At 29.8% G+C, this 20,209-nt stretch carries 22 protein-coding genes; 13 read left to right on the forward strand and 9 right to left on the reverse strand.

The genetic code is table 11. The features are described from left to right. Positions 1-3: 3 nt before the first annotated feature. From CRV02_RS14795 to CRV02_RS01775, 4 genes are all read left to right on the forward strand, one after another. Positions 4-576: a TetR/AcrR family transcriptional regulator gene (locus CRV02_RS14795; RefSeq protein ID WP_164968947.1), complete on the forward strand. Its 573-nt coding sequence runs from the start codon at positions 4-6 to the stop codon at positions 574-576. Positions 577-585: 9 nt separating this feature from the next. Beyond that, positions 586-1,377, forward strand: coding sequence for an exodeoxyribonuclease III (locus CRV02_RS01765; RefSeq protein WP_129088902.1), 792 nt, complete (start codon positions 586-588; stop codon positions 1,375-1,377). A 9-nt stretch (positions 1,378-1,386) separates the two neighbouring features. Continuing rightward, positions 1,387-2,076: a bifunctional 2-polyprenyl-6-hydroxyphenol methylase/3-demethylubiquinol 3-O-methyltransferase UbiG gene (locus CRV02_RS01770; RefSeq protein ID WP_129088903.1), complete on the forward strand. Its 690-nt coding sequence runs from the start codon at positions 1,387-1,389 to the stop codon at positions 2,074-2,076. A 205-nt stretch (positions 2,077-2,281) separates the two neighbouring features. After that, positions 2,282-3,313 carry a cytochrome-c peroxidase gene (locus CRV02_RS01775; RefSeq protein WP_129088904.1) on the forward strand — a complete coding sequence of 344 codons (1,032 nt, stop codon included), beginning with the start codon at positions 2,282-2,284 and terminating at the stop codon, positions 3,311-3,313. Here the strand turns inward: CRV02_RS01775 and CRV02_RS01780 are convergent. From CRV02_RS01780 to CRV02_RS01795, 4 genes are read right to left on the reverse strand one after another with little or no spacing between them, the layout of a single operon-like run. Further along, positions 3,310-4,197, reverse strand: coding sequence for a radical SAM protein (locus CRV02_RS01780; protein ID WP_258239205.1), 888 nt, complete (start codon positions 4,195-4,197; stop codon positions 3,310-3,312). The genes CRV02_RS01775 and CRV02_RS01780 overlap by 4 nt on opposite strands. Then, entirely contained in the window at positions 4,194-4,619 is a 426-nt protein-coding gene (locus tag CRV02_RS01785) for a phosphate-starvation-inducible PsiE family protein (protein WP_129083891.1), read from the reverse strand. The genes CRV02_RS01780 and CRV02_RS01785 overlap by 4 nt, the downstream gene beginning before the upstream one ends. A gap of 17 nt (positions 4,620-4,636) precedes the next feature. Then, the gene (locus CRV02_RS01790) at positions 4,637-5,503 is read right to left on the reverse strand and encodes an ADP-ribosylglycohydrolase family protein (protein ID WP_129088905.1); all 867 of its coding nucleotides are present in this window, start codon (positions 5,501-5,503) and stop codon (positions 4,637-4,639) included. A gap of 12 nt (positions 5,504-5,515) precedes the next feature. Continuing rightward, complete coding sequence (locus tag CRV02_RS01795; protein WP_129088906.1) at positions 5,516-5,782, reverse strand: DnaJ domain-containing protein; 267 nt, start codon at positions 5,780-5,782, stop codon at positions 5,516-5,518. 349 nt (positions 5,783-6,131) lie between these two features. Here CRV02_RS01795 and CRV02_RS01800 point away from each other — a divergent pair, with 349 nt between their 5' ends. The 9 genes from CRV02_RS01800 (at position 6,132) to CRV02_RS01840 (ending at position 15,139) form a co-directional block, all read left to right on the forward strand. Beyond that, a complete protein-coding gene (locus tag CRV02_RS01800; protein WP_129088907.1) occupies positions 6,132-8,114 on the forward strand; it encodes a methyl-accepting chemotaxis protein in 1,983 nt (660 codons plus the stop codon). A gap of 122 nt (positions 8,115-8,236) precedes the next feature. Further along, positions 8,237-8,716 carry a J domain-containing protein gene (locus CRV02_RS01805; RefSeq protein WP_258239003.1) on the forward strand — a complete coding sequence of 160 codons (480 nt, stop codon included), beginning with the start codon at positions 8,237-8,239 and terminating at the stop codon, positions 8,714-8,716. Positions 8,717-8,730: 14 nt separating this feature from the next. After that, a complete protein-coding gene (locus CRV02_RS01810) occupies positions 8,731-9,228 on the forward strand; it encodes a SprT-like domain-containing protein (RefSeq protein ID WP_129088908.1) in 498 nt (165 codons plus the stop codon). A gap of 130 nt (positions 9,229-9,358) precedes the next feature. Further along, positions 9,359-9,835, forward strand: coding sequence for a glutathione peroxidase (locus CRV02_RS01815; protein WP_129088980.1), 477 nt, complete (start codon positions 9,359-9,361; stop codon positions 9,833-9,835). Next, positions 9,836-10,525, forward strand: a complete 690-nt coding sequence (locus CRV02_RS01820; protein ID WP_129088909.1) for a phosphotransferase — start codon at positions 9,836-9,838, stop codon at positions 10,523-10,525. 62 nt (positions 10,526-10,587) lie between these two features. Continuing rightward, positions 10,588-11,520, forward strand: a complete 933-nt coding sequence (locus tag CRV02_RS01825; RefSeq protein WP_129088910.1) for a hypothetical protein — start codon at positions 10,588-10,590, stop codon at positions 11,518-11,520. A 63-nt stretch (positions 11,521-11,583) separates the two neighbouring features. Then, on the forward strand, positions 11,584-13,437 hold the full coding sequence (gene uvrC / locus CRV02_RS01830; protein ID WP_129088911.1) for an excinuclease ABC subunit UvrC: 1,854 nt from the start codon (positions 11,584-11,586) through the stop codon (positions 13,435-13,437). Positions 13,438-13,440: 3 nt separating this feature from the next. After that, a complete protein-coding gene (locus tag CRV02_RS01835) occupies positions 13,441-14,463 on the forward strand; it encodes an alanine racemase (protein WP_129088912.1) in 1,023 nt (340 codons plus the stop codon). Positions 14,464-14,473: 10 nt separating this feature from the next. Then, positions 14,474-15,139: a tetratricopeptide repeat protein gene (locus CRV02_RS01840; protein ID WP_129088913.1), complete on the forward strand. Its 666-nt coding sequence runs from the start codon at positions 14,474-14,476 to the stop codon at positions 15,137-15,139. Positions 15,140-15,143: 4 nt separating this feature from the next. On the opposite strand, the gene CRV02_RS01845 is transcribed toward CRV02_RS01840, so the two are convergent. The 5 genes from CRV02_RS01845 to CRV02_RS01865 form a co-directional block, all read right to left on the reverse strand. Then, complete coding sequence (locus CRV02_RS01845; RefSeq protein WP_129088914.1) at positions 15,144-16,115, reverse strand: zinc transporter ZntB; 972 nt, start codon at positions 16,113-16,115, stop codon at positions 15,144-15,146. A gap of 51 nt (positions 16,116-16,166) precedes the next feature. After that, positions 16,167-16,877, reverse strand: a complete 711-nt coding sequence (locus CRV02_RS01850) for a 2OG-Fe(II) oxygenase (RefSeq protein ID WP_164968948.1) — start codon at positions 16,875-16,877, stop codon at positions 16,167-16,169. A gap of 119 nt (positions 16,878-16,996) precedes the next feature. After that, the gene (locus CRV02_RS01855) at positions 16,997-17,761 is read right to left on the reverse strand and encodes a molybdopterin-binding protein (protein ID WP_129088916.1); all 765 of its coding nucleotides are present in this window, start codon (positions 17,759-17,761) and stop codon (positions 16,997-16,999) included. Between the two features lie 2 nt (positions 17,762-17,763). Beyond that, positions 17,764-18,348 (reverse strand): adenylate kinase, encoded by a 585-nt coding sequence (locus tag CRV02_RS01860; protein WP_129088917.1) that lies wholly within the window; start codon positions 18,346-18,348, stop codon positions 17,764-17,766. Positions 18,349-18,429: 81 nt separating this feature from the next. After that, entirely contained in the window at positions 18,430-20,190 is a 1,761-nt protein-coding gene (locus tag CRV02_RS01865; protein ID WP_129088918.1) for a YgiQ family radical SAM protein, read from the reverse strand. Between the last annotated feature and the right edge of the window lie 19 nt (positions 20,191-20,209).

The following is a 20,209-nucleotide window of genomic DNA, read 5'->3' on the forward strand; positions in this document are numbered from 1 at the left end:
TTAATGAGTACGGTAAGAGAGAAATTGATAGAAGCTACCTTTGAAGAAGTCTTTACAAAAGGCTACATCGGAGCTTCACTAGCAAATATTTTAAATCGTGCAGAGGTAAAAAAAGGAGCTATGTACCACTACTTCTCTTCTAAAAAAGAGATGGTACTAGCTATGATAAAAGAGCAACAACAAACAAGAATAGAAAGAAAATGGAAACCACTAATAGATGAAAAAGAGGATACTATCTCTGTCTTAACATCTATTTTGTTAGATACTAAAAGTTGGGATTTAACAAATGGTTGTGCCTTTGGAAACTTGATGCAAGAGTCTTTTGACCAAGATGAAGACTTCGCTTTAGTTTTAGAAGAGATACTTCAAAACTGGAAAAATCTATTTATAGATGCACTTAATAAAGCACTTAAAAACAATCAATTAAAAGAGAATACAAATATACAACAGTGCGCTACTTTTATAATAGCTACTTTAGAAGGAGCTATTCTTCTTAGCAAAAAATCAAAAGATTCACAAAACTATGAAGACTGCATGTCTCAACTAACTATCTTTTTAAACTCTCTTAAAAAATAAAGGAACTATATGTCGAAACAAAATTATAAATTTATTTCATGGAATGTAAACGGTATTAGAGCAGTTGATAAAAAGGAAGCACTTAAATGGGTAGATGATGCAAGTATTGATATTCTTGGATTACAAGAAACAAAAGCACAAGCAGAGCAAATCCCAGAAACTATTTTTGATAAAAACTATAAAAATCTTCATGTATCAAGTTCAGCTATAAAAGGAAGAAGTGGTGTTGCACTTTTTACTGATTTAGAGCCACACTTTACTTGTAACTGCCCTACTGTTGATATACTTGATGAAGGAAGAATCAACGAAGCTCACTTTAAACTTGGGGATAAAGAGATTGCTTACTTTAATGTGTACTTCCCAAATGGACAATCAAAAGAAGAAAGACTTACATATAAAATGGAGTTTTACGATAGATTTTTAGAGCATTGTGAAAATCTAAAAAAAGAAGGAAAATCTATCATTGTATGTGGTGATGTAAATACAGCTCATAGAGAAATCGACCTAGCAAGACCAAAAGCAAATGAAAAAACTTCTGGATTCTTACCTATGGAGAGAGAATGGATTGATAAGTTTTTAGCTCATGGGTATGTTGATACTTTTAGACATATAAATGGTGATATGAAAGACTCATATAGCTGGTGGAGTTATAGAGCAAATGCAAGAGCAAATAATGTTGGCTGGAGAATTGATTACTTCTATGTAAGTGAAGACTTAAAAGATAGTATCAAAAATGCCTATATTATGGCAGAAGTAATGGGAAGTGACCATTGCCCTGTTGCTTTAGAGATAGAACTCTAAGGATATAAAATGGAAGACTTAGACTTTCTAAAAAAAGAAACTTTTTCGCCTGAAGAATATAAAAAGATGGTAAAAGTCTTCCAAGAAAATGACAACCCTACTGGCTGGTTTGATAAAATCTATCAAAGTGCAAATGGCGACTATAAAGAAGTTTTTTGGGCTGATTTAGAACCAAGTCCTTATTTAACCTCTTGGCTAAAAGAAGAAAAAGTCACAAAAGAAAATAAAACAGCTATTGTAATTGGTTGTGGAGTTGGAGATGATGCAGAAGCTTTAAGCTCTTTTGGTTTTGAAGTTACTGCTTTTGATATCTCCCCTACTGCAATAAACTTATGTAAAAAAAGATTTCCTAATTCTAAAGTAACCTATATAGTTGCTGACCTTTTTGATTATCCAAAAGATTGGTTTGAAAGTTTTGATGTAGTTTATGAGTGTAATACTATTCAAGTATTACCTGACCAATATAGAAAAAAAGCAAGAAAAGCTATGAGTTCTCTTTTAGCAAAAGACGGATATATCTTAGTATCTTGTAGAAGTAGAGAAGAAGGGACTATGTTAGATATAATTCCACTTCCCTTATCAAAATCAGAAATGGATGAATTTGTCACTCTTGATAAGCTTACAGAAGTAAGCTTTTTAGCCTATGATGACACACAGGAACCTCCTGTGCCTCATTTTTTTGGGATATATAAAAAATAATATCTCAAAATAGATTTATCTCTTATCTTTAAACAATTATTTCTTTTTTAAAATATAAATAAATTCATTATAAAAATATCAATCTAAATTACCTAACTTAATAAAAGATTAATTTTATTCAATAATAAAGATATTTTATTTATTTTAATTTTCAATTAATAAAAATTATCCTATGATTTTATTTATCTACTAAAAGGAGAGAATAATGAAAACTAAAAGTGTAGTTTTAAGTTTAGCGTTAGTAGGTGTAAGTGCATTCGCTTCAAGTGATATGCAACTTATAAACAAAGTTAAAAAAGCAGGTGTTAAAGCAATACCTCAAAGTCAATTAGAAGTTTTAAAACTTGTAGATGACCCAAACAACCCAATTACTGAGAAGAAAGTTGAGTTAGGAAAGAAGTTATACTTCGAACCAAGACTATCAAAAAGTGGTCTTATTTCATGTAATACATGTCACAACCTAGGTATGGGTGGAGCTGATGGTGTAGCAGCAGCTGTAGGACATAAGTGGACTCCAAATCCAGCTCACTTAAACTCGCCAACTGTTTATAACTCAGTTTTAAACAAAGTGCAGTTTTGGGATGGAAGAAGTCCTCACTTAGAAGACCAAGCACAAGGGCCTATTCAAGCTGGACCAGAAATGGCAGCACCGAAAAGTCTAGTTGAAGCTAGAGTTACTTCTATGCCAGCATATGTTGAAGAGTTCAAAGATGCTTATGGTGATGATGTAAAAATCGACTTCAAACTTATTGCAGATACAATTGCAGTATTTGAAAGAACATTAGTTACTCCATCAAGATTTGATGAGTTTATGCATGGAGATTTAGATGCTCTAACTCCTGCTGAAAAAGAAGGTTTAAATCTATTTGTGGACAAAGGCTGTGTATCGTGCCACAATGACATAGGTTTAGGTGGAACAATGCAACCATTCCAAGTAGCAAAAAAATATAAATTTGCTTCTTTAGGTGGATTCCAAGGTGATAAAAACGGTATGGTAAAAACACCAACACTTAGAAATATCGAAGAGACAGCACCATATTTCCATAATGGAGCTATTTGGTCACTTGCAGATGCAGTAAAAGAGATGGGTTCTGTACAACTTGGTATCAATATCTCTGATAAAGAGTCTGCTAAGATTACTACTTTCTTAAAAGCTCTTACAGGTGATAAACCAGATATTTCATATCCTCAGTTACCAGTGAGTAGTTCAAAAACTCCAAAACCTGATATGAACTAAAAGCCTCTTAAAAACATTGGTCTTAGCATAGAAGAGTCTTCTATTGCTAGGCTCAATGTCCCTATTAAATCCTCTTTATTTCTAGGAAGTGTTCCTTTTAAAGGCAAGGCATTTGAAGCATGGTTTGACCTAAAAACTATAGGCTTTTTAGGATTGATTAAAGATATCAATCTTCTTTGCTCTTCTAACATATCTTTATCATCACAAAAAATAAACTCACTATTTTTCTTCTCAAATCTTTTGAAAAAGTTATCCTCTTTTGTACTTGTAAGTCCAAGTTGTAAAGTAGATAGATAGTTTATATGTTCACATTTATTGATAAGTTTTGCACTATCTTCAATATGTTGTTTTGATAGATTTTTACCACCAAGCCCTAAGATAAGAGTTGCGGATATTTTCATATTTGCTTTTGTTGCTTTATTTAAACCTTCTGCCATTTTGTCAGGATTCATAGGTTTATTTACATATTTTAGTAACTCATGATTTCCACTTTCAATTCCATAATAAACCAAAGATAGACCATGCTCTCTTAGAAGATTTAACTCTTCTTGTGATTTTTGTAAAAGATTATAAGGACTTGCATAAGAAGAAACTCTTTGAAGTTTTGGAAAACTCTTTTTTAGATAAGTTAAAACCTCAACTAAAAAAGAAGTATCACAAGCTAAGGCATCACCATCTGCTAAGAATACTCTTCTTTCATCAGAGTAAATAGACATACTATCTATGTCTTTAAATATCTCGTCTAAACTTCTAGTTTGGAAAGTTTTTGTTTCATACATAGAACAAAAGCTACACTTGTTGTAAGAACAACCAAGTGTAACTTGTATGATTATTGAGTTTGCCTCTGCAGGAGGTCTATATACAGGTTCGTGATAGTTTATCATTTACTACTGTTTTGTTTTTTCATCTTGTCAATAAGATATTTTGGTGCAGTTTTAATAGATAAATACCTTACTACAAATAAGAAGATAATTACCCCAGAGATAATCATAATATTATAGTTTAAACTACTTGCCCAAAGTGCTTCAATAGAATCTATCTTTTCATTGTTGATTTTCACTAGATTTACTATTAGCTCCCTTAAAGCTAAGATAATAAATGCATCAACTAAAAAAGAGATAACAACCCTTTGTTCTCTGATATAGTTTACCACTGCCCTTACGATTTCAAGATAGATAATAAAATACAGCATATAGATTATAAACTCTAACATCATATCTAAAGCCATTGCTGCTAAAAATAGTACTGATGCAAAAAGAATCTCAATATAAAATTTATCTTGAAAAAATCGCATAAATCTTCTCATCCGTGTCCTTTTGTTTTTTATATAATTGTTGCTCTAATACTTAACCATGAAGGTGGTATTTGAGTTAGTTTTTTATCTTCTTGTGCCATAAAGATAAGTGTTGCAAGCATTGCTCTTGCACTTGTTTCTCCACCTGCTTTTGCATTGCAAACAAGCATGTCTTTTAGATTGTCATACTTGCTTAAAAGATGTATCACACCTTGAAAACCACCATTTATATCACAAGCAGGTCCAAAGTTTCTGATTGCTACTGAAGTATCTTCTGTCTTTGAAGCAAGTCCACTATTTATATAACCTTGAATTTTTGAGTCAAACTCTTCTTTTAACTCTTCAATAGCTTTTAAAATCTCTTTTCCTTCTAAGACCTCAATTAGAAGTTTTGCAAAGAACCTTGAGACAATCAAAGCTTCATTTGAGTTGTGAGTTACTTGTACAAAGTTCTCTACATTTTCTAAGAACTCTTTTTTATCTTTTGATACAAGTAACAATGGAGCAACTCTTCCAACCACTGATAAATCAGTTGAAGAAGAACCTGTAGGAAATAACCCCTCATTGATATTTGCCAAAGTATCTCTTGATGCACCATCAATATATCCATTATAGCATTGCATTCTGTCAAACCAGTATTTTGTATACTCATTTACATCAAATGTTTCTTTATTTTGTAAAAAATTATATAACCAAAGTATTTGATCACCATAGTGGGTAAACTCACCTGCTTTTCTATCTTTGTGCCATAAAGCTTTTGCATCATTTAACTCATTCCAATCTACATCAAGATTTAATAACTGTTTTTCATCATAAACCCAATGCGACCCTAAAGAGTATGCGTCAGCAACTAAAGTACTTAATATCAACTCTTTTGCATTTCTAATATCATTCATACAAGTTCCTTATTATTTGTTCCAGTTTTTATAGTTGGTAAATGGAGGAAATTGAGCTTTAAACTCCTCTTCATCAAATGAATACCTGAAGGAATCAATATATGCATTTAAAAGTTCGTATGACTCTTGCAGTTGTTGAAACTTTTCATCACTTCCTTCTGGCATATCAGGATGTAACTTTTTTGACAACTTTAAATATTTTTGTTTTAACTCTTTTTTTGAAGTTCCTGTTAAAATTCCAAAAAGATCAACAGCTTTTTCAAACTCTTCATAATCCATATAAATTCCCTATATTACATTAATCTATTATAATATAATCATACTTTATAATTATTAATATTTTATTAAAATCATATATCTAACTTTGAAGCTTTAAAGATATCTAGTATTTATACAACAAATACTACAAATATAGAAAAAAATAGTCTATATTTAGGTTATCAAATTATTACAAATCTAAAAAAATCTAAAATATATTTTAAAATAAAGATAGTGACAGCATAATTTATTTAAAAGTCAAAGAAACTATTTAAAGGTTCTTCTGATGGTATTTAAGAAAGATATTTATTATAATATTATATTATTATGATAATTGTTACAAATGTGACTAAACTTAAAAAGGACGTTAATGTTTTCAAATGTTTCAACAAAAGTTAAATTATTGGTTTTACCAATTTTATTTCTTGTTATAACAGTGATTGCGGGTAGTATTTATACTTATTACAATGGTGTACTTAAAACAAAAGGTACAAATGCAAAAATAACTGATGAAATGATTCAGCAAGTATTAACTGCTAGAATCACAGTATATCAATTTCTAAGAGTTCCTACAAATGATAATGCTCAAAAAGTAAGAGAATCATTTTCTACTTTAGATAAACAATCAGCAGAGCTTCTTCAAAGATTAGAAATTAAAAAAGACATTGACCTAACAAAAGATATTCAATCTTTATCTAATGAATATATCTCATTTTTTGATGCATTTGCAAATAAAAGAGTTAGTGACTATGCTAATGGGATAAAACAAGAGAGTGAAGAGATTTTAGAAAACATGAAAAAGATGGTTGCTGTTGGTACACAACTTGAAAAAGAGTTAGATGAAATCAATATTCATGCAAATGAACAAAGAGCTGAAGCTGAGAGTACTCAAACTATGCAACTTCTTATTGTTGGTGTGATTGCTTCAATTATATTTATCGTTATGGCTTTAACACTTATTAAAAGTATCTTATCAAATCTTGAAAACTTCCAAAAAGGTTTAGTTTCATTCTTCAAATATTTAAATAATGAAGCAGACCATGTAGAGTTATTAAATGACAAAAACCAAGATGAGTTTGGTCAAATGGCAAAAATTGTTAATCAAAATATTGAAAGAACAAAAGAGAATATTGACCAAGATAGAAAAATTATTGATGAATCAGTTAGAATTCTAACTGAGTATGAACAAGGTGACTTTAGCTCTAAAATCAATCTTAGTTCTTCAAATGAAGCATTAAATGATTTAACAAAAATGATTAACCACATGAGTGCAAACCTAGAGAAAAATGTTGACTCTATTTTAAAAGTACTTGGTGAATACTCAAACTCAAACTACAGAAACAAAGTTCCAACAGATGGAATCAAAGCACACTTAGAACAACTTGCAACAGGAGTAAATGATTTAGGTGATAGTATTTCTGAACTATTAAAGCAGTCTTTAGAGATTGGTCTTTCTCTTGATAGTTCTTCTGATATTTTAATTGAAAATGTTGATACACTAAATGACTCAGCAAACTCGGCTGCTGCTTCTTTAGAAGAGACTGCTGCTGCTTTAGAAGAGATTACAAGTACAATTGTAAGTAATGGTCAAAATATTCAACAAATGAACCAATACACTGATGACTTAAACTCATCTGCAAAACAAGGTCAAAACCTAGCACAAAAAACTACTTCTGCAATGGAAGATATTACAGAACAAGTTACATTAATCAATGAATCTATTTCTATTATCGACCAAATTGCATTCCAAACAAATATCCTTTCACTAAATGCAGCTGTTGAAGCAGCAACTGCTGGTGAGGCAGGTAAAGGTTTCGCAGTTGTTGCAGCTGAAGTAAGAAACTTAGCATCTAGATCAGCTGAAGCAGCAAAAGAGATTAAAGACTTAGTTGAAAATGCAACTGCAAAAGCAAATGAAGGTAAAACAATTAGTGCAGATATGATTGTAGGATATAACTCACTTCTTGAAAACATCAGTAACTCAACTGAAAAAATCAATGAAATTGCAAGTGCAAGTAAAGAGCAAGAGACTGGTATTACTCAAATTAATGATGCAATTAACCAGTTAGACAAACAGACTCAAGAGAATGCTTCTATTGCAAATAAAACTCATGATATTGCAATAGATACAGATAGAGTTGCAAAAGAGATTGTTGCTGATGCACAAAGTAAAGAGTTTATTGGAAAAGAGAACGTAAGTATTAAAAAAGAGAAGCCTTCTTCTAAAGCTACTCTAAGTACTCATACTAGTGAAATAAAATCTAAACCTACAGGCAAAGCTACAGAAAAACCTACATCAAATCATACTTTTAAAGCAGAAAAAAGTAGTGATGATGAATGGGAATCATTCTAAAAAACTTTAAATAAGAAGGTATGACTTTCATACCTTTTTATAATCTACATTTTTGATAAGCAAATACTTCACAATAAAATACTATAATACCCACAAAATTTACAAAAAACAGGATTAATATTTTGGCACAACTTATAAGTAGTCTTATTAAATGGGCAATATTCTTTGGAATTTTATATTTAATATTTACTAACTTTGGAACATTTTTAATTATTTTATTTATACTAGTTTCTATTGGTTATTACATAGTTTATCAATTTAAAAAGAAGATAAGAGAAGCTTCATCTGGAAACGGTCAACACTTTAAATTTACATTTAATGGTCAAGACTTTTCACAAGCAAATGGTGCAAACAACTTTGATTTTAATGATTTTCAAGAACAGTTTAGAAGAGGAAATTTCCAAGGTGCAGGTACATCTTTTGGAGAAGTACCAAAAGCAAAAGAGTTCTTTGGATTTACAAGTGACCCAACAAAAGAAGAGATAAAAAAAAGATATAAAGAGCTTGCAAGAAAATATCATCCAGATATAAATGACCATGGTGATGAACTTATGCAACAACTAAATCACTATAAAGATGTTCTTCTAAAAGCCTTTCCATAAAAGAAAGGTTTTAGATGTTTCTTCAAAGATTAAAACTATTTTTTATAACTGTTACAGTTTTAGGAACAATCTTTTTAATCTACTCAATCTACAATACTTATAAATTTAAAACTTCTGATTTAAATGAAAAAACACAAAATAGAATCACTCAAAAAACTCAATATTTGCAAAAGTTAGCTTATCAAAAGTTTGGAGTAAAAAGAGAGATTCCAGTAAGAGTTTCTAATAAAATGCCCTCTAATCTTTTTGGTGCAGCAACTTTAAGTCAATCAGGAGAAATAGTAGTCTTTCTAAATAAGAAGAGATTTAAAGAGAGTGTTGATTATATGATTAATGATGTATTACCCCACGAATATGCTCATGCTTTGATGTTTGTATTTGGTGACTTAAGCAGGGAAAATGGTGGACATTCTTTAAAATGGCAAAATATCTGTAAGGCTTTAGAAGGGAAACGATGTAATAGGTTTGTTAATCACAATGATGTGATTTTTGGTAAAACAAATATATTTTAAAACAAAAAATAAGTACAAAGAGATATTTATTTAGGTTAAAATAAATAAAAAAGGATTTAAGATGTTTTTTAAAGTTATAATATCTTTAATGATTTTTTTATCAGTATCTCTATATGCAAAGGACAATACTATGAGTATTTATGATTTAAAAGTAAAAAACATAAAAGGTGAAGAAGTATCTTTATCTAAATACAAAGGTAAAGTACTACTTATTGTAAATGTAGCAAGTAAATGTGGGTTTACTTCTCAATATGAAGGTTTAGAAAATCTGTACCAAAAACATAAAGATAAAGATTTTATGATTTTAGGTTTTCCTTCAAATCAATTTGGAGGACAAGAACCAGGAACAAATAAAGAGATTGCCCAGTTTTGTAGGCTAACTTATGGAGTTGATTTTGATATGTTTGCAAAGATTGATGTAAATGGAGAAAATGAAGATCCACTTTACACATACTTAAAAAAAGAAGCCTCAGGAATACTAGGAACAAAAAGTATCAAATGGAACTTTACTAAGTTTTTAGTTGATAAAAATGGAAAAGTAATAGATAGATTTGGTTCAGCAACAACTCCAAAAGATATAGAAGAGGATATTTTAAAACTTCTATAGATGGTAAAAAAGTTAAAGAATCAAGGACTTTGTAATGAAGTTTATAAAATAAAAAAAGATAAAAAAGATTTTATATTAAGAGTTTTCAAAAAAACTCATACTGTAAAAATAGATAGAAAACAAGAGTTTAAAATACAAAATAAAGCATACAAAAAAGGTATCGCTTCAAAGCCTGTTTATTTAAGTGATAAGTTTATGACTTGTCACTTTATAAAAGGCTTTCATAAAAATAAACTTTCAAAAAAACAAATCAAAGCCCTTGCTAAATCTTTAAAAAAACTACATAAAATCAAACACAAGAAAAAAGTCTATTGTTTAGAAAAAGAGTTTAAAAACTACAAAAGAATATTAGATGACAAAAAGTCAAAAAAAATTATAAAAAACTCCCTTGAAAAACTAAAAAAAAATAATAAAAAAAAGGATTTAGTTTTATCTCATAATGACCTAAATAAAGAGAACATAATTTTTAATAATAAGGTCTATTTTATTGACTGGGAATTTGCTTCAAAAAATAACAGATTTTTTGATTTAGCAACCCTTTGTATAAAATATAATTTTTCTAAACAAGAAGAAAAAATTCTTCTAAGCTCCTATTTTCCAATTGTGAAAGAAAAGTATTACAAAAGACTAAAAAATTATAAAGTTATTTGTAAAAATTTTTGGAAACTTTGGTTTAAAGCAAATTTTTAAATTTTTTTTTAATATATTTGAATATACTTTCGCTATAAAAACTATTTAGAAAAAGCAGGCAAATGAAAAAAAGTTTAATTTTTATAATTACACTATTTACTTTTGTAACTCACCCTCTTCTAGCAAACACAACTACAATAACACCAGAAGTTGAAAAAGCAGAAGAAATAGTAGTTCAAAGAGATGCAGTAAAAAGTGAAGTTATGGTAGGTTTCTATGGAAGACCTTATACTCCTTCTTTAGGAATTTTAGGTGAAAGTCATATTGACAATGTTGTAAAGAAACTTAGAGAGAAAAAAGAGTACTACGATAAAGAGTTAGGTGAAAACTTTGATGTAAAATTAGCATTTCACTTAATCTACGGATTAGCAACTATCGATCCAGGTAGAGATAATGACTATATTATCAACCTTCCAGATAGAACTGTGATGAAATATATCAAAAGAGCACAAGAAGAAGGTTTTGCAGTAATTATTGACTTACAATTAGGAATTTATACTCCAGTTGAAGCATTAAAACCTGTTTTAAAATACTTACAATATGAAAATGTACATTTAGCATTAGACCCAGAGTTTAAAATTCCAAAACATAGAAAGTATCCTCCAGGTAAGTTTATTGGACATATTTTTGGAAATGATGTAAATGATGCACAAGAGCTAATTAGTAATTACTTAATAGAAAATGGAATCAAAGAGAAGAAAAAACTGATTGTTCATATGTTCCACAAAAGAATGTTAAGAAAAAAAGAGTTAGTTAAAAACTATGATAATATTGAATTAATCTACAATATTGATGGTCATGGTAGAGGTGGAATCAAAGTTCAAATATATAACAACCTTTATTCGCAAAATGAATCTAATATCGCAGATAGTGGATTCAAAATCTTTTATAAAAATGATAAAAAACCTTTAATGACTCCAAGACAAATCTTAGGATTAGAGTCTGTTGGTACAAGAAATATCAAAAGACAACCTTATTATATAAACTACCATTAAAACATAATCTATGAAGTGGCTTTTTGGCTACTTCATAAAGCTACTTTTAGATAAAATTCCTAAATGAATTTAGAAGAAAAACTAAAACAACTCCCTAACGAAGCAGGAGTTTATCAATACTTTGATAAAGATGGACACCTACTTTATATCGGTAAAGCAAAAGTTCTTAAGAACAGAGTAAAATCTTACTTTAAATTTACGCCTAATTTACAACCAGCAGAGAAGCTAGGTCCTCGTATTTACAAGATGATTACAGAAGTAGTATCTTTAGAGTGGATAGTTGTACCAAATGAACATGAAGCTCTAATTTTAGAGAATTCACTTATTAAACAACTAAAACCTAAATATAATATTCTTTTACGAGATGATAAAACTTACCCATATATTATGTTAGATAATAGTGAACTTTTTCCTAGACTTGAAATAACAAGAAGAGTTCATAAAAACAATAATATAAAATACTTTGGTCCCTACTCGACAGGTGCTAGAGATATGCTTGATTCAATCTATGAAATAGTTCCTTTAGTTCAAAAGAAATCTTGTATAAAAGGTAAAGAAGCTTGTCTTTTCCATCAAATCAAGAAATGTCATGCTCCTTGTGAAGGTAAAATTACAACAGCTGATTATGCAAAGCTAGTTGATGAAGCTTGTGAATATATCTATAATAAAAATAAACTAATCAATAAACTTAGTGAAAGAATGATGCAATACTCAGAAGAGTTTAGATTTGAAGAAGCGATGAAATTAAGAGACAGAATAAAATCAATCGAAAAATCTCAAATCAAATCGGGTATTGATTTAGCTTCAAATGAAGACTTAGACCTTTTTGCAATAAAAGCAGGTAGAAAAAAAGCTGTTGTTGTAAGAATGTTTATTAGAGATGGAAAACTTGCCTCTTCTTCCCATGACTTTATCAAACTTGACTTCTTAGAGGACAATAAAGATATTGATTTAAACGAGGCTTACCAAAGAGCAATTATCAATTACTATAATAATGAAATTCCTCTACTTCCAAAAGAGATTTTAGTTGCACAAGAGTTAGAAGAAAAAGAAGAGATAGAAGAGTTTTTAAAAGAGAGATTTGATAGAAATATAAAAGTTGTAAATCCTAAAAAAGATAAGAAAAAATCTTTATTGAATATTGCACTAAATAACTGCGATGAACTACTTAGAATAGAATCTTCTAAAAACCAAATAACTATCTATGAAGAGATAAAAGAGCTATTTAACTTACAAACTCTTCCATATATAATAGAGAGTTTTGATAACTCACATATGATGGGACAAGCTACAGTTGGAGCTATGGTTGTTTGGAATGAAGAACTTAATACCTTTGATAAGAAACAGTTTAGACACTATAACTTAGAATCAAAAGATGAATACTCTCAAATGAGAGAAATGCTTTTAAGAAGAGTTGAAAGCTTTGAAAAAGTAAGTCCTCCTGACCTATGGGTTATTGATGGTGGAGAGACTTTACTAAAACTTGCCTATGACATTATACAGTCTGCTGCTGTAAACCTTGATATTGTAGCAATTGCTAAAGAGAAAGTAGATGCAAAAGCTCATAGAGCTAAAGGTGCTGCAAAAGATATTGTTCACTATAAAGATAAAAGTGGTGAAATTAGAAGCTTAAAACTAAAACCTAGTGACCAAAGGTTACAATTTATACAAAGACAAAGGGATGAAGCCCACAGATTTGTTATAAACTTTCATAAGAAACAAAAAAGAAAAGAAGATAAACAAGTTTCACTATTACAAATAAAAGGTATTGGTGAAGCAAAGGTTAAAAAACTACTTTTATATTTTGGAAGTTTTGAAAAAATAAAAGAAGCATCAGTAGTAGAACTAAAAGAAGTTCTAAATGAAAAAGATGCTATTTTACTTAATAATTATTTCCATGATGAAAAGGAAGATTAAAACTTGCCTAAGATTATTTTAAATAAAGAAAACTACTTTCACAACCTAAAAATAATTTCTGAACACGCTGGTTCTAAAGATAAAATTGCTGTTGTTTTAAAGGATAATGCCTATGGTCATGGACTTGTTGAAATTGCATCAATGGCCAAAGAGTTTGGAATAACAAAAGCGGTTGTGAGAACATGTGAAGAAGCTGAGAAAATTGAGACGTTTTTTGAACAAATCTTAATCTTGGCTGACACTACTTTTCACAACTATTCACATGCTTTTCACATCGTGGTGAATAGCCTTGAACAACTTGAAAAAGTACCCGAAAAAACGAATGTTCACCTAAAAGTGGATACCGGAATGCATAGAAATGGTATTTCACTTGAAACTCTAAAAGAGGCTATTCATGGTACTTTAAGGAAAAATTTAAACTTGACTGGAATTATGACTCACTACAGAAGTGCTGATACTTTATCATGTGAATTCTTTTGGCAACAACAGATTTTTGGGCAAGTAAAAACTTTGGCTGTGAACACATGTGAAAAACTTTTTTTGCCTATTCCTAAGTTTCATTCTGCTAACTCTTCAGGTTTATTTAGATTTAAGAATTTCAACGAAGATTTTGCTCGAGTTGGGATAGCTCAATATGGTTATTTAGATACAGATTCTATCTTTGATAATCCAAATTTAAAACCTGTAATGTCTCTTTGGGCAGATAGAATTTCTACAAGAAAAATAACAAAAGGTCAAAGAGTTGGATATGGTGGTATTTTTACTGCAAAAAGTGAAATGAATGTATCAACATATGATATTGGATATGGAGATGGGTTCTTAAGACTAAATGGCAAAAAAACATATACTACTCCAAAAGGATATGAAATTCTAGGTAGAGTCTCTATGGATAACTGTTCTATTAATTCTACAGATGATAAAGTTTGTATTTTTGATGATGTTAGACAATTAGCAACAATACATGATACAATATCTTATGAAATAACTACAACACTTAATCCTAATATAGAAAAAGAGATTAAATAAAAGAGTAACTATGAAATACCTAATTCTAACTATTTTAATTACAAGCTTTGCCTTTAGTCTTAGTTTTGAAGAAGTAAAAAAAATAGAAGAAGAACAAGGTGTTATAAAAGCTCTTAGCTCATATAGAGTTTTAGCAAAAAGAGATGACACTCAATCAATCTATAGATTGGCAACTTTATATCTAAAAGGTAAAGGTGTACAAAAAAGTATCTCTACAGCTAAAACCTTTTTAGAACAAGGGAGTTTATTAAATCATCATAAATCAACTTACCTTTTAGGAAAACTATATATTACAAAAAAGTCACCTTACTTCAATGAAAAACTTGCCTTCAATACTTTTTTAAAAGCTGCAAATGATGGTTATGCTCCTGCACAAAATATGATAGGTCAGTTTTTAGCTGCTGGAATTGCTGTAGAAAAAGACTATAAACTAGCAATAAAATATTTTGAATATGCCTCAAAACAAGGACATGAAGATGCCCATTGTAATCTAGCTTTTATGTATGCAAATGGGAAAGGTGCCTTTCCTAACTTTGGACGAGCTCATCAGTTTGCTAAAGAGGGAGTTAAAAAAGGTAATAAAAAGTGTATAAAAGTATGGGAAACTTACAACCTTGAAAAGTATGACCAAGACAAAGGCTGGAAGTTTAATTTTTATACTAAACCTTCAAGTTAAATATTTAAATCCACTTGCTTCTTTTAAGCAGATAAAATAACCCTACTCCCATTGCACTTAAAGCTACAGTAAAAAACATAAAAGCATCTTTATTTTCAGTTCCAGGTAATCCACCTACATTTATACCAAAAAGTCCTGTTAAAAAACCTAGAGGTAAAAAAATAGCTGAAATAATAGATAGCACATACATTCTTTGGTTCATTTGTTCACTGATTTTACTTAATATCTCTTCTTGTATTAGTGTCACTTTATCGTTTATTGAATCAAGCTCTTCTACATATCTTATTAGCTGGTCAGTAATCTCTCTTAACTGTACTTTATCATGTTCACTTAACCACGATACTTTATCACTATAAAGCCTGTGCATTGCTTCTTTTTGAGGCGATAGATATCTTCTTAGACTAATAGCCTCTCTTCTTATCTTTGATATTTCTGTTCTTACGAAAAGGTTACTTGATTCTATAATCATCTCTTCTATTTCACTTGCCCTATCGTGTAAACTATCAATAGTTCCTTCCATTCTAGATGTTAATCTATCCGTTAGTTCAATTAAAAACTCTGAACTATTTTGTGGTCCTCTATTTTTTTCAAAACTATTTAAAATATCTTTTACTGAAAGAAGGTCTCTTTTTTTAGTACTTACTATTAAGTCTTTTGAAATATATAATCTAATAGAAATCATATCTTCTGGGTCAGAGTTTGCGTTTAGGTTAACTCCCCTTAAAGCCAATAAAATAGAATTATCTAAAATAGTAGTTCTTGGTCTTGTTTCAGAAGTTAATAAAGCATCAACAGCTACTTCATCAATACCACTTCTATTTGTTATCCAATCAACTGCTTCTTTACTAGAATAATCAAAGTGAACCCAAAGTAAGCCCATACTTTTAGTGTAGTTTTGTATTTCATCATAAGATAAACTCTTTGCACCACCATTTTTATCTAAAAGTACAGCATGAGATAATCCATTTATATCCATAGTAAACCTTTATGTGAATTTTTCTATCTAAATATTATATAATAGTTCCTATTATGAAGTAATTGCGTCATGCCATTGAACTAAACTTAATCTATATCCAGACTTCACTTCTAGTACTTCATGGGTGAAAAATGGGTTACTTAAAAAGACTATCATTTCCCCTGCTTTAGGCTTGTATTTAATAACTTCACCTTTTTCATTATAAAGAAAGTTAAAAACTAACTCTCCTCCACTAAAAGTATTAAAATCTTCATTGTCTTCACATGATGTAGCAAAAAATACAGTTGTAAGTTTTCTATTTATGGCTACATTTTTAAAACCAACTAATTCATCATTTTTATAAATCATATTTGAATCATCACTATGAGCTTTATAAAATGAACCTTTTAAATACTCTAAAACTTGCACTTTTGTACTAGTTGTTAAAGCTAGTGAAAAATACTCTTCAATTTGCTTTTGTACTTCTAAAAATCTTTTTTTATAAATTGATTTGTATTCATCACCCAGTTTATAAATTTTTGTTTTTCTAATACTTTTATCTGTATAGTTTAAATAGTTTTCTTTTTTGATTTTTGCATCAATATAATCATCTTCTTTTTTAACGCTTCTAATAAGCCCATCACAAATTGTAGGTGATAAAAAATCTTTGATAATTAAAAAAGGATAATCATAATAAGGGTTTGGAAGTAATTTAACTTCTAAATCAAAATCATTTAGTCTTCTATCACAAAAGACAAAGTTACTAATTTGATCTAAATTCAAGCTTTTTCCTAAGATTTAAAGTATGGAATTATAATCTAAAAAAAAAGTTTTTTACTAAATTTAATCTTAAAAAGTTTTAGGAGCCTAGAAACTCTTATTTCTAGGCTTTTTAGGTAAGTTTATTTTATTTTATTTGTATCTTCAAGAATATATTTTATATTTTTTTCTTCACAAAAATCTATAAATTCTTGAAAACTATTATCTAAAAGAGTTTGCTCTAAAGAGCTTAGTGATAAGACAACTTGTCTTTTATCATCAATTATTTTTGGTAGTGATGAAAGTTCGATTTCACTTGGAAGTTCTTTCATAAGTGAAATCAAATCATTTTCTCCACAAAAAGCAGTTAATGTTTTTCTATATTTTACTAAATCATTTTTAGAGTAGTGTTTGTCTAAAGCTTCAATTACCATTGCTTGGCTCATTGAAGGAAAACCTGGTGTAAAAAAGAACCTATCATCTAAATAAAAGCCTGCAACATTGTTTACTACATTTTTAAGTAACTTTGCATTTACAGGAAGATTTCCCATTTCTATTCTATGAGGATAAGCTTCATCACCAAATTGATTTATAATAAGCTCTTGTGCTTTTTCATGGTATTCCATCTCTCCATCACGAAATACCTTTGCAGCTATTTGCCTAGTATAATCATCTGGAGTAGCACCAATACCTCCATAAGAGAACATAACAGAGTTTTCATCAGCTTTTATAAGATTATAGATGTTTTCCATTAGTTTGGTGTCATCTTCAATTACAAATGAGGCTTTGTGAGTCCAACCTCGATTTAGAAGTTGTTCATTTAAGAAAGCAAAATGGGCATCCTTTCGACGCCCATTTAAAAGTTCTGTACCAATAATTACTGAGTAAAAATTAGGTTTTTTAATCATTGTTATACTCTTGATTGAATAAAGTTATCCATTTCATCAACAATTTCTTCAATTGTTCCTTCACCTGAGATTACTTTTAAAACATCTTGTTTTGTATAAAATGATTTAATCTCTGCAAGTGGTTCAATATATAGTTTCATTCTATTTAAAAATACTTCTTCATTATCATCAGCTCTAACAACCTCAGCATCCGCTGCTCTTCCTAAAACTCTTTTAAAGGCAGTATCTTGTGAAACCTCAACTTCTATTACATTTGTTAGCTCAACTTCACTTTCATTTTTTAGATATTTATCTAACTCAGTCATTTGCTCAATTGATCTTGGATATCCATCAATTACAACAATATCAGTTGAAGCATTTTTAATAGCAGTTACAATAGTTTCAATTACAATTTCAATAGGTACAATTAAACCCTTTGATACAAAAGAGTCTATCTCTTTTCCTCTTTGGCTACCACTTGCAATCTCTGCTCTTAGCATATCTCCAGTTGAATAGTGAGTGATATTTTCGTGTTTACTTGCAATTAGTTCAGCATCTGTAGTTTTACCAGAACCAGGAGCTCCAATTATTAAAAATAGTTTCTTCAAATATAGTTCCTTTTAAATATTGTTATGAATTAAAAGCAGCTATTATATCTACATCTTTCTTATTTTTAGAAGAGATGAAGTCTAGCTTTGTAAGCTTGCTCCATTACTTTTTCTTCTTTGGTGATACTTTTTATCTATCACTATACTTTTTTGTTTTTCTTTTCTATTTTTATCTTTTTCAACATAGATTTTCTTTCTTGTTTCTGGGTCCATCTCTGTGTAATACATAACAGAAGAGTAAGTCCCTGGTGTTGGTGTGAAAACCTGTGCTTGTTCTGGGTTCATTTTTAATTCATGGGTTGTAAATTGTTTTAACTCATGCATATCTTTCTCTTCACAACCTGGATGTGCTGCAATTAAGTAGTAAGTTAAGAACTGTTTTTTACCAGCTTCTTTATTTAATCTATCATACATCTTTTTAAACTCAATAAGTGGTTGTTTCCCTGGTTTCCCCATAAGCTTTAAAACTCTATCTGAAGTATGTTCAGGGGCTACTTTCATTTGTCCAGAGATATGATGATTTACAAGCTCTTTTAAATACTCATATCCATATTTTTTATCTGCTGGAATAAAGTCGTATCTTAAACCTGATGCAACAAAGGCTTTTTTTACACCGGGAACTTTTCTAATATCTCTTAAAAGATTTAAGTGTCTACTATGGTCAACTTTCATAACTCTACAAAGTCTATCATAATCAACACATCTAATCTCAGCACAAGTTCCTTTTTTAAGTTTTTTATTACACTCATATCCATACATATTTGCAGTTGGTCCACCAACATCAGAGATAACACCTTTAAAATCTTTATCTTGTGTAAACTCTTTTGCTTCACTTAGAATATTTTTTTCACTTCTTGTTCTAATAGTTCTACCTTGGTGAACTCCAATAGCACAGAAGTTACACTCACCCCAACATCCATGGTGAGTCTGAATAGAGAATTTAATAGTCTCTAAACATTTAACCTTACCTTGTGGTTTATGATATGGATGTAAATCTCTAATATAATCATATGAAGCTACCTCATCCATCTCTTTTTCATCTAGATAATCACATGGAGGATTTTGAATAGCATATCTTGTATCTACTTTTTGACAAAGTCCCTTTGCAGATATTGGGTCATTGTTTTTATAAAAATCATCAAAAAGGTCTATATATTTCTCTTTATCTTCTAAACACTCTTGGTGGGAAGGTAGTTGCAAGAAGTCTTCAACTGGTTCTTTAGAGATATAACAAACTCCCCTAACCTCTCTTGGGTCTTTTCCATCTCTTAAAGCAGTTGAAAACTCTCTAATAGCAACTTCACCCATTCCATAAATAAGATAATCAGCTTTCGCATCAAAAAGAATAGGTTTTCTTAATTTATTTGTCCAAAAGTCATAGTGAGTAACTCTTCTTAAACTAGCTTCAATACCACCTAAAACAATTGGAACTGTATTTTTAAAATGTCTTCTAATTAAATTTGTATAAACTAAAGTAGCTCTATCTGGTCTTTTGTCATTTTTTCCACCAGGAGTGTAGTCATCATTGTTTCTAAACTTTTTAGTTGCAGTGTAGTTTGATACCATAGAGTCAATACTTCCACCACTAACTCCCCAGTATAATTTTGGTTCACCTAATCTTTTTACATCTTCATTTTTAATATCAGGTTGACCTATAATTCCTACTTTAAAACCTAAAGCTTCAAGGATTCTTCCAACAACGGCAACACCAATAAATGGAGAGTCAATATATGCATCCCCACTTACTAGTATTACATCACATTGGTCCCATCCTAAAGCATCCATCTCTTTTCTTGTAGTAGGTAGAAATTTTTGTTCTTTTTGTTTGTTATTGGCACTCATATAAGTTTATACTTTCATT

Origin of the sequence: Arcobacter sp. CECT 8989 (assembly GCF_004116715.1) — a bacterium.
Lineage (GTDB): Bacteria > Campylobacterota > Campylobacteria > Campylobacterales > Arcobacteraceae > Halarcobacter.

Bases quoted from the DNA above. Each gene is read 5' to 3' on its own strand.
- CRV02_RS01790 (WP_129088905.1), bottom strand. From the start codon at position 5,503: ATGAATGATATTAGAAATGCAAAAGAGTTGATATTAAGTACTTTAGTT.
- CRV02_RS01800 (WP_129088907.1), top strand. From the start codon at position 6,132: ATGTTTTCAAATGTTTCAACAAAAGTTAAATTATTGGTTTTACCAATT.
- CRV02_RS01775 (WP_129088904.1), top strand. From the start codon at position 2,282: ATGAAAACTAAAAGTGTAGTTTTAAGTTTAGCGTTAGTAGGTGTAAGT.
- CRV02_RS01845 (WP_129088914.1), bottom strand. From the start codon at position 16,115: ATGGATATAAATGGATTATCTCATGCTGTACTTTTAGATAAAAATGGT.
- uvrC (WP_129088911.1), top strand. From the start codon at position 11,584: ATGAATTTAGAAGAAAAACTAAAACAACTCCCTAACGAAGCAGGAGTT.
- CRV02_RS01785 (WP_129083891.1), bottom strand. From the start codon at position 4,619: ATGAGAAGATTTATGCGATTTTTTCAAGATAAATTTTATATTGAGATT.
- CRV02_RS01815 (WP_129088980.1), top strand. From the start codon at position 9,359: ATGAGTATTTATGATTTAAAAGTAAAAAACATAAAAGGTGAAGAAGTA.
- CRV02_RS01855 (WP_129088916.1), bottom strand. From the start codon at position 17,761: ATGATTAAAAAACCTAATTTTTACTCAGTAATTATTGGTACAGAACTT.
- CRV02_RS01865 (WP_129088918.1), bottom strand. From the start codon at position 20,190: ATGAGTGCCAATAACAAACAAAAAGAACAAAAATTTCTACCTACTACA.
- CRV02_RS14795 (WP_164968947.1), top strand. From the start codon at position 4: ATGAGTACGGTAAGAGAGAAATTGATAGAAGCTACCTTTGAAGAAGTC.
- CRV02_RS01825 (WP_129088910.1), top strand. From the start codon at position 10,588: ATGAAAAAAAGTTTAATTTTTATAATTACACTATTTACTTTTGTAACT.
- CRV02_RS01770 (WP_129088903.1), top strand. From the start codon at position 1,387: ATGGAAGACTTAGACTTTCTAAAAAAAGAAACTTTTTCGCCTGAAGAA.
- CRV02_RS01780 (WP_258239205.1), bottom strand. From the start codon at position 4,197: ATGATAAACTATCACGAACCTGTATATAGACCTCCTGCAGAGGCAAAC.
- CRV02_RS01795 (WP_129088906.1), bottom strand. From the start codon at position 5,782: ATGGATTATGAAGAGTTTGAAAAAGCTGTTGATCTTTTTGGAATTTTA.
- CRV02_RS01765 (WP_129088902.1), top strand. From the start codon at position 586: ATGTCGAAACAAAATTATAAATTTATTTCATGGAATGTAAACGGTATT.
- CRV02_RS01840 (WP_129088913.1), top strand. From the start codon at position 14,474: ATGAAATACCTAATTCTAACTATTTTAATTACAAGCTTTGCCTTTAGT.
- CRV02_RS01820 (WP_129088909.1), top strand. From the start codon at position 9,836: ATGGTAAAAAAGTTAAAGAATCAAGGACTTTGTAATGAAGTTTATAAA.
- CRV02_RS01810 (WP_129088908.1), top strand. From the start codon at position 8,731: ATGTTTCTTCAAAGATTAAAACTATTTTTTATAACTGTTACAGTTTTA.